Raw genomic sequence first — 14,549 nt, forward strand, 5'->3', positions numbered from 1 at the left:
TCGCGCTGGGGCTCGGCGCGGAAGGGGTGCTGCGCTGCCTCTTCGGTGCGGACCTCTACCTCGCGCTGGTCACCGCCTTCGGCGCGGCGCTCGGCATGCTGATGCGCTCGGTGGCGGGCGGGATCTCGCTGCTGGTCGGCACGCTGATGCTGTTCCCGATCCTGCTGGACATCCTGCCCAGCAGCTGGAAGACGGACGTCTCCCTACCTGCCGGGCGAGGCGGGCAGCCAGGCCGCCGGTTCGTGGTCGGGCCGGTGACGTTCGTTCGGGCGCGGAGGCTGAGGGGCGATGTCGAGGAGCGCGGCGCCCCGGTCGGTCACCATCGACGGGCGGCCGGCCTCGACGAGGAAGGCGCGGGTGGACAGTCCCTGGGCAGAGGCGGGTTTCTCGGCGGCGTCTACGAGCGCGCCCCGGTCCCCGCCGTGCTTCGGCCGGAAGCACGGCGGGGGGTCTACGCGTGGGACGTGCCAGCAGACAGGGGAATCGGGTGGTGCGTGGCCAGGGCCAGATCGAGGTCGGCTATCAGGTCCTCGGGATCCTCGAGCCCGACGGAGAGCCTGACCAGGCTGGCGGCGGGTCGGGCCTCGGGGGCGACGGGCCGGTGCGTCAGCGCCGCGGGGTGCTGGATCAGCGAGTCGACACCGCCCAGGGACACCGCGTGGGTGAACAGGCCGGTCGCCGAGGCGACGCGCTCGGCTTGTTCGTACCCGCCGCGGAGATCGATGGAGATCATCGCCCCGGTGCCCTTCATCTGCCGGCTGAGCAGTCCCTGTGGGTCCCCCTCGATCCCGGGATAGTAGACGCGGGCGATGCTCGGGTGGGTCTTCAGCCACGAGGCGATGCGCTGAGCGTTCGCCTGCTGGGCACGTACCCGAACCGGAAGCGTGGCGAGCCCTCGGTGCAGGAGGTAGGCACCGAGGGGGTGGAGCAGGCCGCCGGTGACGGCGCGGACCCGGCGCAGCGCAGATGCCTGCTCCTGGCCGCAGGCGATGACGCCGGCGACGACGTCGCCGTGCCCTCCGAGGTACTTGGTCGCGCTGTGCAGGACCATCGCGGCACCGAGGTCGATGGGGTTCTGCAGGATCGGCGTCGCGAAGGTGTTGTCGACGAGGACGGGGATGCCGCGGGCATCCTCGACGACGGCGCGGATGTCGACCAGTTCGAGGGTCGGGTTGGCAGGCGTCTCGAGCACGATCATCGCCGTGTCGGGGCGGATGGTGGCGGCAACGTCCGGCGCCGAGCAGTAGGTCACCTCGGCCCCGAGGATGCCCGAGGCCAGCAGGTGGTCGGTCCCTCCGTAGAGGGGGCGGACGGCCAGGACGTGGCGGCGGCCGGTCTCCTTCATCGTCGCCAGGATTGCCGCGGTCATCGCAGCCATGCCCGAGGAGAACGCCACGGCGGTCTCGGCGTGCTCCAGCTGGGCGAGAGCCGACTCGAATCGCGCCACGGTCGGATTCCAGAGCCGTGCGTAGACGGCTCCGCCTTCGGCGTTCGGCGTCCCTCCGCCGGCCATGGCCTCGTAGGACAGGCCTCCGGCCTCGATGCTCGGGAGCGGACTGGTCGACGACAGGTCGATGGGCGGTGCGTGGACGCCGAGTTCAGCCAGGTCCTCACGGCCGGCGTGGACGGCAAGGGAGTCGAGTTGCAGATACGACGAATTCATGGCCCAGAGAGTGAAGCGATCCACAATTGCATGCAATAGTTATGGTGGAAACCACAGGCATTAGCCAATATTGCCGCAGGTTTACCAAGAGGAGGGTTCATGGCGAGTCAGCAGCCGAAGAAAACACAACCCACTCCGGCGACTCTCGACGGAACCGATCTGGCTATCCTCGCCGCGCTCGTAGAGGACGGCCGGATGACCAACGCCGCGCTCGCGGCCCGGGTGGGCGTCGCCGAGTCGACTTGCGCGTACCGAGTACGCGCCCTGCGGGAGTCCGGTGTCATCACGAGCGTCAGCGCCCGGCTCGATCTCGGCGCACTCGGCCACCCCATTCACGCAATCATCAGGGTTCGTCTGGGAAGCCACAGCCGCGAGCACGTCGGCACCCTGTACGACAGACTGGTCGATGTTCCGGGCGCCTTGACGGTTCTTCACGTCGGTGGCATCGATGACTTTCTTCTGCATGTGGCCGTGGCAAGCCCGGAAGAACTACGAGACCTCATCCTGGAGCACGTGACCGTCCACCCGATGGTGCGGCAGACGGAGACCCAGTTGGTGTTCGAGGTTCGAGACGGCCGCGGCGTGCTGGACCGCTGAATCCTCGCGGGCGACAGGTTTGCGCAGCTCACTGCCCGGAGCCGCGCTTGTCGAGGCGCCGTAGCGACGGAAGCGACGCGTCGAGGTCCCGACCTGCTCTGAAGACGAGGCCGTCGCCCGCGGCGCGCGGGCCGGAGGCTCTCAAGCCTGTGAACAGGAATCTGCGGCTATCAGGGCAGTGGCTCTAGTCGCCGCGCCGCACCCGGGCCGCCTTGCGGGCCTCGGCGAGCTTGCGGGCCTCGCTGGCCTTGCGGGACTTGCCACCGGTGCCGCGGGAGGCGTCCTTGCTGGTGCCCAGGCCGCGGAAGGGGGCGTTGGAGTTCTTGGGCCGGGGTGCGGCGGGCCCGCCGTCGAGCGGGATGCCTGAGGGGGCCTTGGCCCCGGTGATCCGGCTCAGCTCCGCCTCGCCCGAGCGCACCTTGGTGATCGTCGGCTCGATGCCTGCCCCGGCCATCAGCCGGCTCATCTCCCGGCGCTGGCCCGGCAGCACCAGCGTGACGACGCTGCCGGAATCACCGGCCCGGGCGGTGCGGCCCGCACGGTGCACATAGTCCTTGGGGTCGGTGGGCGGGTCGACGTTCACCACGAGATCGAGGTCGTCGACGTGCAGACCACGGGCCGCGACATTGGTCGCCACGAGGACGGTGACCTGGCCGTTCTTGAACTGTGCAAGGGTCCGGGTGCGCTGCGGCTGGGACTTTCCACTGTGCAGGGCAGCGGCGTGCACTCCACTGGCCCGCAGATGCCGGGTGAGCTGGTCGACCGCGTGCTTGGTGTCCAGGAACAGCAGTACGCGGCCGTCGCGGGCGGCGATCTCCGTGGTGACGGCGTACCGGTCGGGGCCGTGGACCACCAGCACATGGTGATCCATCGTCGTGACGGCGCCCGCGGACGGGTCGACCGAGTGGACGACCGGGTCGTGGAGGTAGCGGCGGACGAGCTGGTCGACGTCGCGGTCCAGGGTGGCCGAGAACAGCATCCGCTGGCCCTCGTGGTGCACCTGGTCGAGCACCTCGGTGACTTGCGGCAGGAAGCCCATGTCACACATCTGATCGGCCTCGTCGAGGACGGTGATCCGTACCCTTCCCAGGCGGCAGGCCCTGCGCTCGATGAGGTCGTGCAGGCGGCCGGGCGTGGCGACAACGACCTCGGCCCCGTCGCGCAGCACAGCGACCTGCCGGGCGATCGACATGCCGCCGACGACCGTGGCCATCCTCAGCCGGAGCGCGTCGGCATACGGCGCGAGCGCCTCGGTCACCTGTTGGGCCAGCTCCCGGGTAGGCACCAGGATCAGGGCGAGGGGCTGCTTCGGCTCCGCGCGCCGCCCGGCCGTCCGTGCGAGCAACGGCAGGCCGAAGGCGAGTGTCTTGCCCGATCCCGTGCGCCCGCGCCCCAGGACGTCGCGTCCCGCAAGGGCGTTGGGCAGCGTGGCTGCCTGGATCGGGAAAGGCTCGCGCACGCCCAGCTCCGTGAGCGTTCGCAGAACCTCGGCCGGCAGTTCCATGTCGGCGAAGGCGACCGGGGACACCGTTGGGGTGAGGGTCACTGGCCGGGCGAGGTCGCCGTGCGAGGTGCCGAGGCGGTCCGGGTGGTTCATGAAGAGCCTTCCGCATAGGGAACGTACCGAGGAAGGCCCGGCAGGAATGAGCAGCCGACGAACACGGGGAACCGCACGGACGGAGTCGCCAGCCGTCACAGCCGTCCAAACATTTGAGGCTAACACAAAGTGACATTTCGGCCCGGCGCCGTGGTGCTGATCGCTCCGCCTACGCCGGTGACGCCACACAGGCTGAGAGCCGTCTTCGACGTGCCTGGCCGAACTCCCGCTCACAACGACTCCTCCGTGGTGCGATGGCTCGACAGCGGGCAGCAGACACGCACCCGCTGGCGTGCGCTGGTCGCCACTCGACGCCAGTACCCGCGCACCGCCCGCTGAACGCACCGGCCCACTCGGCATGACAGGCCCCGCTGGGGTGCGCCAAGGGCCGGGAGCCCCAACAGTGGAAATCATGAACGACAACATCCTTTTCCTGAACGTCGACGACCCGCAGGCCGGCCACCAGGCGCTCGACGCGCTGCGGCAGGCGCACGCCAACGGCGAGGTGAAACTGCGCGAGGCAGCGGTCGTCGCGCGCGACGCCGACGGCGTCCTCGACTTCCCCGACGCCGTCGACACCACCGGCACCGCCCGGGCCTTCGCCGTCGGCGGCCTGATCGGCGGGCTCCTGGGCATCCTTGGCGGCCCGCTCGGCGTCATGATCGGCTTCGGCGCGGGCGGGCTGATCGGCGGTGCCCATGACGCGCGCGAGGCGACCGCTGCCAACGCGGCGCTGGAGATGCTGGCGGCGGAAGTTCCGCCGGGAAGCACCGTGCTGGTAGCCGAACTGGTGGAGGACGATTCATCACTCGCCGACGGACTGCTCGCCCCTTACGGGACGGCCGCGCGCTATCCCGCGAGGGAGATCCGCAAGGAAGTGGAGGAGGCGATCGCACAGCGGCATTAGGCCGGGCTCGGCTCTGCAGGGCTTTGGCCGATGGCAGAATCCACCGACAGCCCCGCCTCTTGAGTGGTGCCACCGACGCCACCGAGCAGAGCGCCACAGCACGGAGCGGCCCGCTTAGCACTCACGCAGGCTCGCGCCGCCGGCCGGGAGTTCCCAGGCTCGCTCGGTGACCAGCGCGCCGATCACGGCGCCGACTTCAGTCAGCGAACGGGCAGTTGGCGGCCCGGCACAGCTCACGGCCGGGCACGCCGCGCGCACCACAGGCGTAGTGCCAGCGGGGCGGGGTGGCTGCGTAGCTCGAGGATGGCGGGCAGTATCCGCTGCACAAGCAGAACTTGGCGGGCTTCAGCAAGGTCATGCTCCAGGCTGCGACCGCGACGTCCCGGCCGCAGCGACGTGCTGCTTCGCGGTCACAGGCACGTTCAGTCCACCAGCGGTAACTGATCCCGAGGACGGCGAGGAGAACCAGGACGAGGGCGGCCTCCGACAGTGGCAGGAGCCCGGCTACCCGTGGCCGGTGACAGCCCGGTCAGTTCGCGTAGGACGCCCAGTCGGTCGCGGAAGAACGGTCCAGCCCGACCGCTCGCTGATCCGCGCTCACCGGAGGCGGCAGTTCATCCGGCGCCGGTAGCGCGTGCGGCGGGTTGGTGAAGGCTGTCGAGAACCTTCCTCTGCAGGGCGCAGGAGCGCGCTGGCAGCATGGGGGTGGACCGGCGCGGCCACCCGCCGGCAAGGGGAATGCGCGCTACGCAGACCGCAAGGAGAGGCTCGTGCCCACAGATGACAGGTGGCTCGGCCCGGTTCCCACATCCGGGGATGGCCACGGCTTCCAAGGAAGACATCAAGCGCATGCGGCCGAAACGGCGGAACAAGTACCGTCGCCCCGGCTTCACTTGGTCGAGGATCAAGAAGATCGACAGGTCTGTCGGCCGCCGGGAGAAGACGCCGAACCTCAAGACCTCCGCTGGTGAAGTCACCCTCACCCTCCCGCCCACGAGTCCTGGATCGGCACCGGAGGCGTAGGCCGGCCGCTGCATTCCATCCGGGCCAGGAGGGCCAGCCCGACCGTTCTCTGATCCCCTGTCACCAGACGCGGCAGCTCAGCTGACGCCGCCGACATCAGGTGCGGCGGATTACTGAAGGCGGTCGTCGGAACTGTCGCGGCCGCCTCGTTCATGACTGGCGTCGTACCGCGCGTTCTGGCGGGTGCGCGCAGCGCCACTGAACCGGGATGACATCGAAGGGAGTTTCGATAAATCGGACTTGCGTGCGCCTCTACGGCTGATACGCAGTGCACATCCTCCCAGAAGCGAGACCAATTCACACTTCCTCCAGAACCTGGTCGAGTTTCCATCGCATATGGAATTAGCAGCCGAGTTCAAGGTTTGGCTTGATCAGGCGTGTACCGTCGATAGCGCGACATGGAAGGCTTAAATGGAAACGATCAGCGGTGAGCATCTGGAAGGGCGGCGCATGGCAAAGATTTCTTGGCGAATAGCCTGGGCGATTCTGCCCGCGCTGTCATCCGGACTTGTTTTGCTGGCGACCATCGCCCGATTCCATCCAGCACTTTGCTGGATTGCGGCACTCGTCTTATTGCTGATTTTCGGGCTGGCACCCACAAGAAGGAGGTTCAGTCATGGAGTCGGAGGCTCAAAGGGCACTACCCGAACTGACCAGCCGGGTGGATGACTTCATCAAAAACCACCCGGAAGCTCCGGGAAAAATCAAACCCGCAACGGAATTAGTCGTCGCAGCCATGGAGTCCGGCTCGATAGTCACCCACCTCGACCTAGGGTGGACGGTGAACTACGACGCGGCGGCGGTACATTCGGGTAACGGGATGGACATTTTCACCGCTCCGCTGACCGAAGGCCCCCCAGCCAGCTACGGTGCGATCACCGTAGCAATTCAGGACGGCACAATCGCCGGGTACCGAGAAGTGCACCTCACGGAAAAAAGCCCAGGGGTCGGAACGGTCCAGACCTGGCTCAACGGGAAGACGGACCTCACCAGGGACGTGACCCAAAACGACGAGACGTCCCAAAACACCGGGGGCGTCTCCACCAAGGGAATCCTCAGCCCGGACTGGTGGCACTCGTTCAACTCGTGTCTGTCAGCCCAGGGAGTTCCAGCCTGGGCCATCGTCGGGATCGAAGCCGCAGTCGGCGTGGCCTGTGTCGCATCAGACGGCCTCGGCTGCGTTCTGGCTGCAGCCGCAGGCCCCGCAGTCGCCGGAACCGTCGTCAGCTACTGCGGTGCATGGGCCAGCGAACACGAGGGACAAAACTTCTAGCCCTACAACTTCCCGCGGCCAGAAAGACGCAACAACGCGGCGTTGAGCATGCCGACGGCGTGGATAACGTCCGCCCCGCACAACACGCGAGCCCTGGACCGGTCGGTCCGGGGCTCGCTTCGCCTGCGTCCCACACGGCAGATGCCGCGAAACAGCAGCTGGTCCGGCGGAACGAGCCCGACTGCGCCACCAGCCTTCAGGGCTTGAGGACGAGCCACGGGCAGGCTACCCGTGCCAGCGTTGCGGGTCGGTGACGACCAGGACGATGCCTCGTCGGGCCGGCCCGGAGTGGGCTGAGCCGTGTGTGGGCAGCGCGCCGGTGCCCATGCGGGTGTGGAACTCCCGGCGAGGGAAGAACGGGTCGTCAACGGCCGCCCTCAGGCACTCCCTGAAGTCCGCCGAGACCCGGAGCGGTGGCCCGGGCACCGGGGCCCGGCTCGCGCGATGGCGATCCGGGCCTTCGAGCACGATCGACGAAGGACAGCGCTCAGTGGCGGTGGCGGCGACGTGTGGTGGCGAACACCGCGGCTCCGGCCAGTAGGAGCCCGCCTGCGACCAGCACGATCGGGAGGGCGGCACCGCCCGTGGAGGCAAGGCGGGTCACCCTGGGGCTGCCGTCGTCGTCCGTGTCGGGCGTCGCCGTGGAGTCGGCGACCAGGCTGACACCGGTTGCCTGCGTGAGGGCGCCGTGTGGCGTGGGCGTGGCGCCGGGAGCCGACGGGGTTGCCGTCGGCGACTTGGCGATGGTCGCCATGAACCGCTCGGTCGCGGTGATCCAACCCTTGTCGGTGACGGGCCACGCGCCGCTCCAGATCACCACCCCGGGGACGAGCCGGCGCGCCGTGTCGAGCTCGTAGCTCCAGTGGCCGGCCGACAGGAACTGAGGGCTCTTGGGCGTCCCGTCGTGGTACTGCGGCCACAGGTAGGGGTAGACGGGCTTGCCGGGGTCGACGGCCTTGGCCTCCTCAAGGTCTTTGACGAGCTTCGCCCGCCAGGCCGCGCGGTTGTCGTCGAACGTGTACAGGGTGGGGAAGAACGCGCCCACATACCGGGCGAGTTGCCGGGCGAGCGGGTAGTACCGCGGTGCGGTGTTGCCGAGTACGCCGTAGAAGCCGATCACCTTGCCGGGGAGGGCTTCGTGCGCCCACTGGGCGAACTTCTCCAGCTTCTCCAGACGCCGTTGGGCCGTGTCGGGAGTGCCGGTGAGGTAGAGGGACTCGAAGTCGAGGACGACGGGGCCCGGCTTGCTCGCATGCTTGCGGACCAGGTCTTTGTAGGCGGCCTCGGGCGGCAGGTCCAGCTCCGTCCCGGGCCGCTTCCTCCCGTTCAGGGCCGCAACGTACCCCTCGTAGACGACGTTTGACGGGATCGCGCCGTAGCGGGCCAGGCCGACGTCGCGGTAAGCGGTGTTGTCGTAGACGACGAATCGCCCGGCTGACGCTGTTGCCGTGCCGGGGCCCGCCTGGGAGGTACCTGGTGCGGCAGCGGCGGGCTCCGCGACGACACCGGAGAGAAGTGTCAGAGCGAGGCCGCCGGCTGCGAGAGAGGCCGACCACTTGGCCCGGCGGCCGGGAGCGGGCGTGCGACGACGAGACAGGTACATGAGTGGTGGGGCCTCCGTGAGTTGACGACGGCGGCCCACGGTAGGTCGTGCGTTTGACCATTGGATGACGGTCTGTGCCCGGGAACTGTGTTTTTGAGATTCTTTGCACGGCGCGACACACTCTCCTGGCGGCGTCCGCGGCTCCACGCGAAGCCGAACCGCGCCCCTCCAACCAGGCAACGCCGCCACCGACCCCGTCAGGTACGCGTACAACGCCGCACTGCCGCCGCAGTGCACACCCGCGTAAAGGTTGGACACCCCAGTCGTGGCTGCGGCGAAGCTCACCTGCGGGTCTCCGCCAGAGCCCTGCCCGCGGCAGCCGACTCACCCGGTGCGACGCTCAGCCACAACGCCGCCGACGCCCGCAGGCCCAGCAACACCGGATCGAAATCAACGTCGAAGTACACCACCCCACTCGCGCGCAGTTCCGCCAGCCGACGGCGTACCGTCGCCTCCGACCAGCCCGTCGCCGCTGAGAGCGAACGAAACCCCACCCGCCCGTCCATGGACGGGCCCACCGCAGCCTCCGGCACGCACCGCACCCGCACCCGCACCCGCCACAACTGCCGCCCGACCGCCTCCGGCCACACCACACCCGACACCCGCACCCCCGACTCGGCCCGCAGCCGCGCATACCGCCGTGCGATCGTCCGGTCCGACACCCCCAACACCTCACCGACCAGCGAGAACGCGACCCGCCCAGCAATCTGCAGCGTCTGGAGCAGTCCGCGCTCCATGCCATCCAACATGGATCTACCTTCTACCGAGCCGTCGACCACCAACCTCAGGAGGCAGGACTACCGATACCGACAACCACGCTGAGGTCTGCCACCGTGCGGAGCCGGTGGCGTGGAGCTGGGATGCAGCCCGTTGTCCAGGTCGAATGTGCCCACGTTCCCCTGAAGCACATGCGCAACCCGCCCGCCCTGCCCCCTTTCGCGTGCACGACGCAGGAGCACGACCCGTACGATCGCCGCATGCATGTTCGGCTCATACTTCTCACGGCCGCGCGCAGTGCCCCGCTGTTGGCCGAGCGTTTCCACGAGGACCGGCCGCTCGACCAGGCCGGCTGGTACGAGGTGCAACGCGCCGCCCCCACCCTGCGGCCGCTCGCGGCCGCGGAGTTGCGCTACTGCTCGCCGACCCCGCGCAGCCGGGACACCGGCGAAGCGCTCGGCCTGACGCCGCTGGCGCAGCCCGCGCTGCGCGACTGCGACATGGGCCGCTGGAGCGGGTCCACCCTCGCCGAGGTCACGGCCCGCGAACCGGACGCCGTCGACACCTGGCTCGCCGACCCGCGCTCGGCCCCGCACGGCGGCGAATCCCTGCTCACCTTCATCTCGCGCGTGGGCCGCTGGCTCGACACCCGGCCCGTCGACGACGGCGGCAAGATCGTCGCGGTCGCCGAACCAGCGGTCGTACGCGCCGCGGTCGTCTACGCCCTCAAAGCACCCCCGACAACGTACTGGAACATCGACCCACACCCCCTGTCGACCATCGCACTCACCGGGCGCGCGACCCGCTGGACCCTCAGCCTGTAAAGCCCGCCCGCCACGCCCCAACTGTGAACAACCGCTCCAAAAAGACGAGTTCACCCCTCAGCAACTACTGCCGCGATGCGACCGGGGCCAGCGTGGCCACCCCGCGCCGCCGCGGGCACCACCGCCGCCAAGCAGCATCACGGCACAGCACCCCACAACCAGGACCAGGACGCGGATGTACTCGCGTTTCATGGGGGTGTTTCAGGCATCGAGTCGTTTGCAACAACTCATGGAACACCGATTCCGCAGGACGGCCTCCGCCCGGCGGGCTGTTTCGTGAGCGACGGTTGGCGGTGCCGCCGATGCAATCGTGGTGCGGCGGTTCCCCTGAGAGCGGCCGTCGCGCCGACCGTGACCGTATCCGGTCACCTGTCTGTTGTCGCGGCGCCGACGGCTCGCCGGGTCCCAGTTGCGCCCCGGCGGTGTGCACCCCCACGATGCTCCTATGGATCGCACCCCGGAGGCCCGTGTCTTGCCCATTCTGGTGACGGGGGCGGCGGGCAGCGTCGGTGCCGTCGGACGATCCGTGGTCGAACGCCTTCGGCAACGGGGCCTGCCCGTCCGAGCCATGGTGCGTCGCGATGACGAGCGGGCGGAGGCGCTGCGCGCGACGGGTGCCGAGGTCGTCGTCGGCGATCTGACGCGCGCGGGCGACGTCGCCGCAGCCCTGGCCGGTTGTGGACGCATGTACTTCGGCATGAGCGTGTCGGCGCAGTATCTGGAGGCTGCCGTGACGACGGTGGCCGTCGCGCGCGCGTACGGGCGCCTGGAGGCGTTCGTGAACATGTCGCAGTTGACCGTCTCCGAGATGGACCTCACCAGCACCTCCGAGTCGGTTCAGCAGCGGCAGCATTGGCTGGTGGAGCAGGTCCTGGGCTGGTCGGGCCTGCCCGTCGTCGAGGTCAGGCCCACCGTGTTCCTGGAGAACCCGCTGTTCCGTGTCGGCTTCTCCTCGATCGCGAAGTACGGCAGCATCAGGCTGCCCTTCGGCCGGGCGAAGACCTCCCCTGTGGCGGCCGGGGACGTCGCCGCGGTCGTGGCGGAGATCCTGGCCGATCCTGCCCCGCACATCGGCAGGATCCATGAGCTGACCGGCCCGCGCGCGGAGGACATCGCCGCTGTGGCGGCGGAGGTTTCCGCAGCTCTGGGGCGACCGGTCGGCTACACCGACGTCCCCCTGCAGGAATGGATCGACGACGATCTCAGGCCGTTGGGGCTGCCGGACCACGTCTTCCAGCACATCTCCACCATGGCTCGCCTTCATGCGGAGGATCGCTACGACCGCATGGCGGACGGGGTCGAGCAGGTCATCGGGCGACCTCCTTCGGGGGTGGCCGACTACGTCCGTCAGAACCCCGGCCTGTTCAGCGCCTGAAGCCGCGTCCTCGTCGTGGGTCGTCCAGCCGGTTACGGGCTGACGGCACATCCGGGCTGGGCCGACGAGGTCCGCAAGGCAGCTGGCAGCCGCCCGGTGAGCGTGGCCATCGACCCGATCGGCGGGAAGCCGGCGGAGAGCCTTCTGGACCTGTTGACGCCGGGCGGGAGACTGGTCGGTTACGGGCTGATCGCGGAGGAGCCGATCTCGGTGCACGCGTCGACGCGGCTGAACAGGTCGCTGACGTTGCGGCGCAAGAACATCGGCCGGTGGCTGTCCGAGGCCTCCGCCGAGAGGCGGGGATCCGATGGTGCCACCGCGAAGCAGATCGCGCTGGGGCTCAAGGACCAGTTCGAAGTGGCCGCCACCTACGGCCTTGGTGAGCTGGCCGACGCCGTGGAGCACGCGGTACGGCAGGGCAGGGTCGGCCTCGTTCTTGTCCGCCCCTGACAGCCGTCGGAAGGCCTGGGGGCCCACCGGTTCGGTGACCGTCAGGGGATGTCGATGCGGAGGAGGTCCACGAACCGCCGTGGCCCGCACCGTCGGCACGGTCCTCCACAGCGGCCGCCGCACCGCCCTCGCCCAGGCAGGGCTCCGCGATTCCGACGCCCGGCTGCTGGCCCACGCCGCCAGCGGTTGCACGCTCTTCCCGCTCCCGGCACGCTGACCGCCAGACGCATCGCGACGGAAAGCACCCGGCCATGAGTGAGGAACTCCTCGATCTCGCAATCGCCACCGCCGGCGGCCAAGCACTCTGGGGCACCCTGCGGGGCCTGAAAGTCGACATCTCCATCGGTGGCCCGATCTGGGCGACGAAGGGCTGGCCTCCAGAGAAGACGTTCCACCAGATCCTGACGCTCGACACGGTCAGAGAGCACATCGTCTTCAGCCCGTTCACCCGTCCCGACCAGCGGATGGTCTTCGACGCCGCCGCCGACAGCGTCACCATGCAGACCCTCGACGGCGAACCGGTCGAGACCCTCGCCCCGGCACGCGCCAGCTTCAAGGGAATGCTGCGCAACAGCACCTGGGACGCTCTCCACCTCGGCTACTTCCTGGGCTATGCGTGCTGGAACTACTTCACCACCCCGTTCCTCTTCGCCCATCCCGACGTGCGGGTCCACGAGATCGAACCGTGGCGCGAAGCCGGGCAGACCTGGCGACGCCTGCAGGTGCACTTCCCACCCGAGATCGCCACGCACAGCCCCGACCAGGTGTTCTACTTCGACGCCCTCGGAATGCAACGCCGCATGGACTACATCGCCGAAGTCAACGGCAGCACCCTCGTGGGCCACTACACCAGCCGCCACCAGAGCTTCGACGGGCTGCTCGTGGCGACGCGCCGACGAGTCTTCCGCCGCAACCCCGACAACAGCGTCAACCTCAACCTCCCTTCCATCACGCTCGACATCCACGATGTCGAGATCGTCCACTCCGACGACGAACAGGCACGGCCATGAGCACGGACACCGCCGTCATCGACCACCCCGCCCGGCGGCTGGTTGTGACACTCCCCCGTCCCTACGATGCAGCGCGCGAGCACTACGAAGCCCTCGTCCCGGAGATCGATCTCCACCGCTTCTTCCAGATGGCCTCCTGGCGGGCCACGCTCGAACTCGCCGAGATCAACGCCCCGCACGGGTTCATGCGCTACTACCGCAGCGACATCACCGCCGTCATGGCCGGCTCACCGTCCACCTGGAAGGCCACGCAGTACCTGATGGGCAACCACACCATCGCCGAACGCATGTTCCGCCACGACCCGTCGGTCATGCTGCACGCACCACTGCGGACCCTGCTCTACGCCGACCCCGACGGCGACACCAAACTCGCCGTCGACCAGCCCAGCCTGCTGTTCGCCAGCTACGGCAACCCGCACGTCGCCGACGTCGGCCGCGAACTCGACACCCTCCTCGCCCAGCTGATCACCCTCCTCGGCGGCGACGCACCTCCCCACCTGTGACTCCATGTGGCGGCGGCCGACCGGCACGGCGCGGCCGGCGGCCCGGCCTCATCCCGCTCCTTCAGCTCCAGCGACGCCGCCGAAAGCCACCCCAGACACGTCTCCACCTGCCGCAGACGATCCGTACGCGTCTGCTCCCGGAACACCCCGTTGCCGCGCAACACCTCGTCCGTCACGAAGCCCGGCCAACCCAGCGTGCACAACTGCACCGCAACGTCGAGAACCCAGCCGAGAACCGTCGGAGGAAACAGGAACTTCCGCAGGAACGCCTCATCCGCCCACGTGCGCACGCTGTCCGTGAAACGGCATCAGGGAGCCGCTGAGGAGCGGTCTCTCGCGAGCGCTCGAGTCGGATCCGGGGCCCCGCTACGGCCAACCGGACCCTCGTGCCGTACGGCACGGCCGCCCTGGCCGACGTGCCGGAGCAGGAACGCCTCGACGAGGGTGTCGGTGAAGTCCTCGCCGACCGGTTCGGCCGACACCACTGCGCGGTAATAGAGCGGGCCCACCAACTGGTCCGTCTCGGCGTCCAGGTCGAGGTCGGCGGGCAGTCGGCCCCCGGCCACGGCTCGTTCCAGCAGCAGGCGGTCGCGGTGGCGCTGCGGGTCCAGGCAGCGGGAGCGGAACTCCTGGGCGAACGCCGGGTCGTGCTCGGCCTGGGCGAGCAGGGCCCGGAAGACGGCGCCCGGATCGGACTCGCCGAGGAACAGGGCCAGTTGACGCAGATAGGCCCGCAGATCGGCGGCGAGGTCCCCGGAGTCGGACGGGGTCAGGTCCTCGTCCGCGTCCTGGAGAAAGGCGTCCACCAGGACGTCGGTCTTCGTGCTCCACCAGCGATAGATGGTCTGCTTGGCCACCCCCGCCCGCGCGGCGATGCCCTCCATGGTGACGCCCGCGAAGCCCTTCTCGACGAGCAGGTCGTCGGCCGCCTCCAGCACGGCCAGCCGGGCCTCTTCGCTGCGGCCGTGCCGGTTGCCGTGATGCCGTCGTCCCGCACCGGAAGTCAT

Annotated in this window: 14 protein-coding genes; 9 read left to right on the plus strand and 5 right to left on the minus strand. The window is 69.1% G+C overall.

What is annotated here, in order from left to right; translation table 11 throughout:
- Window positions 1–451: 451 nt before the first annotated feature.
- Entirely contained in the window at window positions 452–1,663 is a 1,212-nt protein-coding gene (locus GR130_RS21125; protein WP_159506144.1) for a trans-sulfuration enzyme family protein, read from the minus strand.
- Window positions 1,664–1,762: 99 nt separating this feature from the next.
- Here GR130_RS21125 and GR130_RS21130 point away from each other — a divergent pair, with 99 nt between their 5' ends.
- Window positions 1,763–2,260 carry an Lrp/AsnC family transcriptional regulator gene (locus GR130_RS21130; RefSeq protein ID WP_159506145.1) on the plus strand — a complete coding sequence of 166 codons (498 nt, stop codon included), beginning with the start codon at window positions 1,763–1,765 and terminating at the stop codon, window positions 2,258–2,260.
- Between the two features lie 184 nt (window positions 2,261–2,444).
- Here the strand turns inward: GR130_RS21130 and GR130_RS21135 are convergent, their stop codons facing one another.
- Window positions 2,445–3,857, minus strand: coding sequence for a DEAD/DEAH box helicase (locus GR130_RS21135; RefSeq protein ID WP_159506146.1), 1,413 nt, complete (start codon window positions 3,855–3,857; stop codon window positions 2,445–2,447).
- Between the two features lie 412 nt (window positions 3,858–4,269).
- On the opposite strand from GR130_RS21135, the gene GR130_RS21140 reads away from it, so the two are divergent.
- Window positions 4,270–4,764 carry a DUF1269 domain-containing protein gene (locus GR130_RS21140; RefSeq protein WP_159506147.1) on the plus strand — a complete coding sequence of 165 codons (495 nt, stop codon included), beginning with the start codon at window positions 4,270–4,272 and terminating at the stop codon, window positions 4,762–4,764.
- 1,639 nt (window positions 4,765–6,403) lie between these two features.
- On the plus strand, window positions 6,404–7,060 hold the full coding sequence (locus GR130_RS21145) for a hypothetical protein (RefSeq protein WP_159506148.1): 657 nt from the start codon (window positions 6,404–6,406) through the stop codon (window positions 7,058–7,060).
- Between the two features lie 487 nt (window positions 7,061–7,547).
- Here the strand turns inward: GR130_RS21145 and GR130_RS39940 are convergent, their stop codons facing one another.
- Window positions 7,548–8,663, minus strand: a complete 1,116-nt coding sequence (locus tag GR130_RS39940; RefSeq protein ID WP_201304958.1) for an LPXTG cell wall anchor domain-containing protein — start codon at window positions 8,661–8,663, stop codon at window positions 7,548–7,550.
- Window positions 8,664–8,944: 281 nt separating this feature from the next.
- Window positions 8,945–9,412 (minus strand): AsnC family transcriptional regulator, encoded by a 468-nt coding sequence (locus GR130_RS39945; protein ID WP_201304959.1) that lies wholly within the window; start codon window positions 9,410–9,412, stop codon window positions 8,945–8,947.
- A 228-nt stretch (window positions 9,413–9,640) separates the two neighbouring features.
- On the opposite strand from GR130_RS39945, the gene GR130_RS21155 reads away from it, so the two are divergent.
- The 6 genes from GR130_RS21155 to GR130_RS21180 all read left to right on the plus strand — a co-directional run bounded on the left by GR130_RS21155 (window position 9,641) and on the right by GR130_RS21180 (window position 13,542).
- Entirely contained in the window at window positions 9,641–10,204 is a 564-nt protein-coding gene (locus GR130_RS21155; RefSeq protein ID WP_159506149.1) for a histidine phosphatase family protein, read from the plus strand.
- Between the two features lie 445 nt (window positions 10,205–10,649).
- Complete coding sequence (locus tag GR130_RS21160; protein WP_159506150.1) at window positions 10,650–11,579, plus strand: NAD(P)H-binding protein; 930 nt, start codon at window positions 10,650–10,652, stop codon at window positions 11,577–11,579.
- A 15-nt stretch (window positions 11,580–11,594) separates the two neighbouring features.
- Entirely contained in the window at window positions 11,595–12,029 is a 435-nt protein-coding gene (locus GR130_RS21165) for a hypothetical protein (protein ID WP_236573307.1), read from the plus strand.
- 79 nt (window positions 12,030–12,108) lie between these two features.
- Complete coding sequence (locus tag GR130_RS21170) at window positions 12,109–12,246, plus strand: hypothetical protein (RefSeq protein WP_443043641.1); 138 nt, start codon at window positions 12,109–12,111, stop codon at window positions 12,244–12,246.
- Between the two features lie 34 nt (window positions 12,247–12,280).
- Window positions 12,281–13,039, plus strand: coding sequence for a hypothetical protein (locus GR130_RS21175; protein WP_159506151.1), 759 nt, complete (start codon window positions 12,281–12,283; stop codon window positions 13,037–13,039).
- Window positions 13,036–13,542, plus strand: coding sequence for a DUF302 domain-containing protein (locus GR130_RS21180; protein ID WP_159506152.1), 507 nt, complete (start codon window positions 13,036–13,038; stop codon window positions 13,540–13,542). The genes GR130_RS21175 and GR130_RS21180 overlap by 4 nt, the downstream gene beginning before the upstream one ends.
- Window positions 13,543–13,850: 308 nt before the next feature.
- On the opposite strand, the gene GR130_RS21185 is transcribed toward GR130_RS21180, so the two are convergent.
- Window positions 13,851–14,549 (minus strand): TetR/AcrR family transcriptional regulator, encoded by a 699-nt coding sequence (locus tag GR130_RS21185; protein ID WP_159506153.1) that lies wholly within the window; start codon window positions 14,547–14,549, stop codon window positions 13,851–13,853.

Source organism: Streptomyces sp. GS7 (assembly GCF_009834125.1).
Lineage (GTDB): Bacteria > Actinomycetota > Actinomycetes > Streptomycetales > Streptomycetaceae > Streptomyces.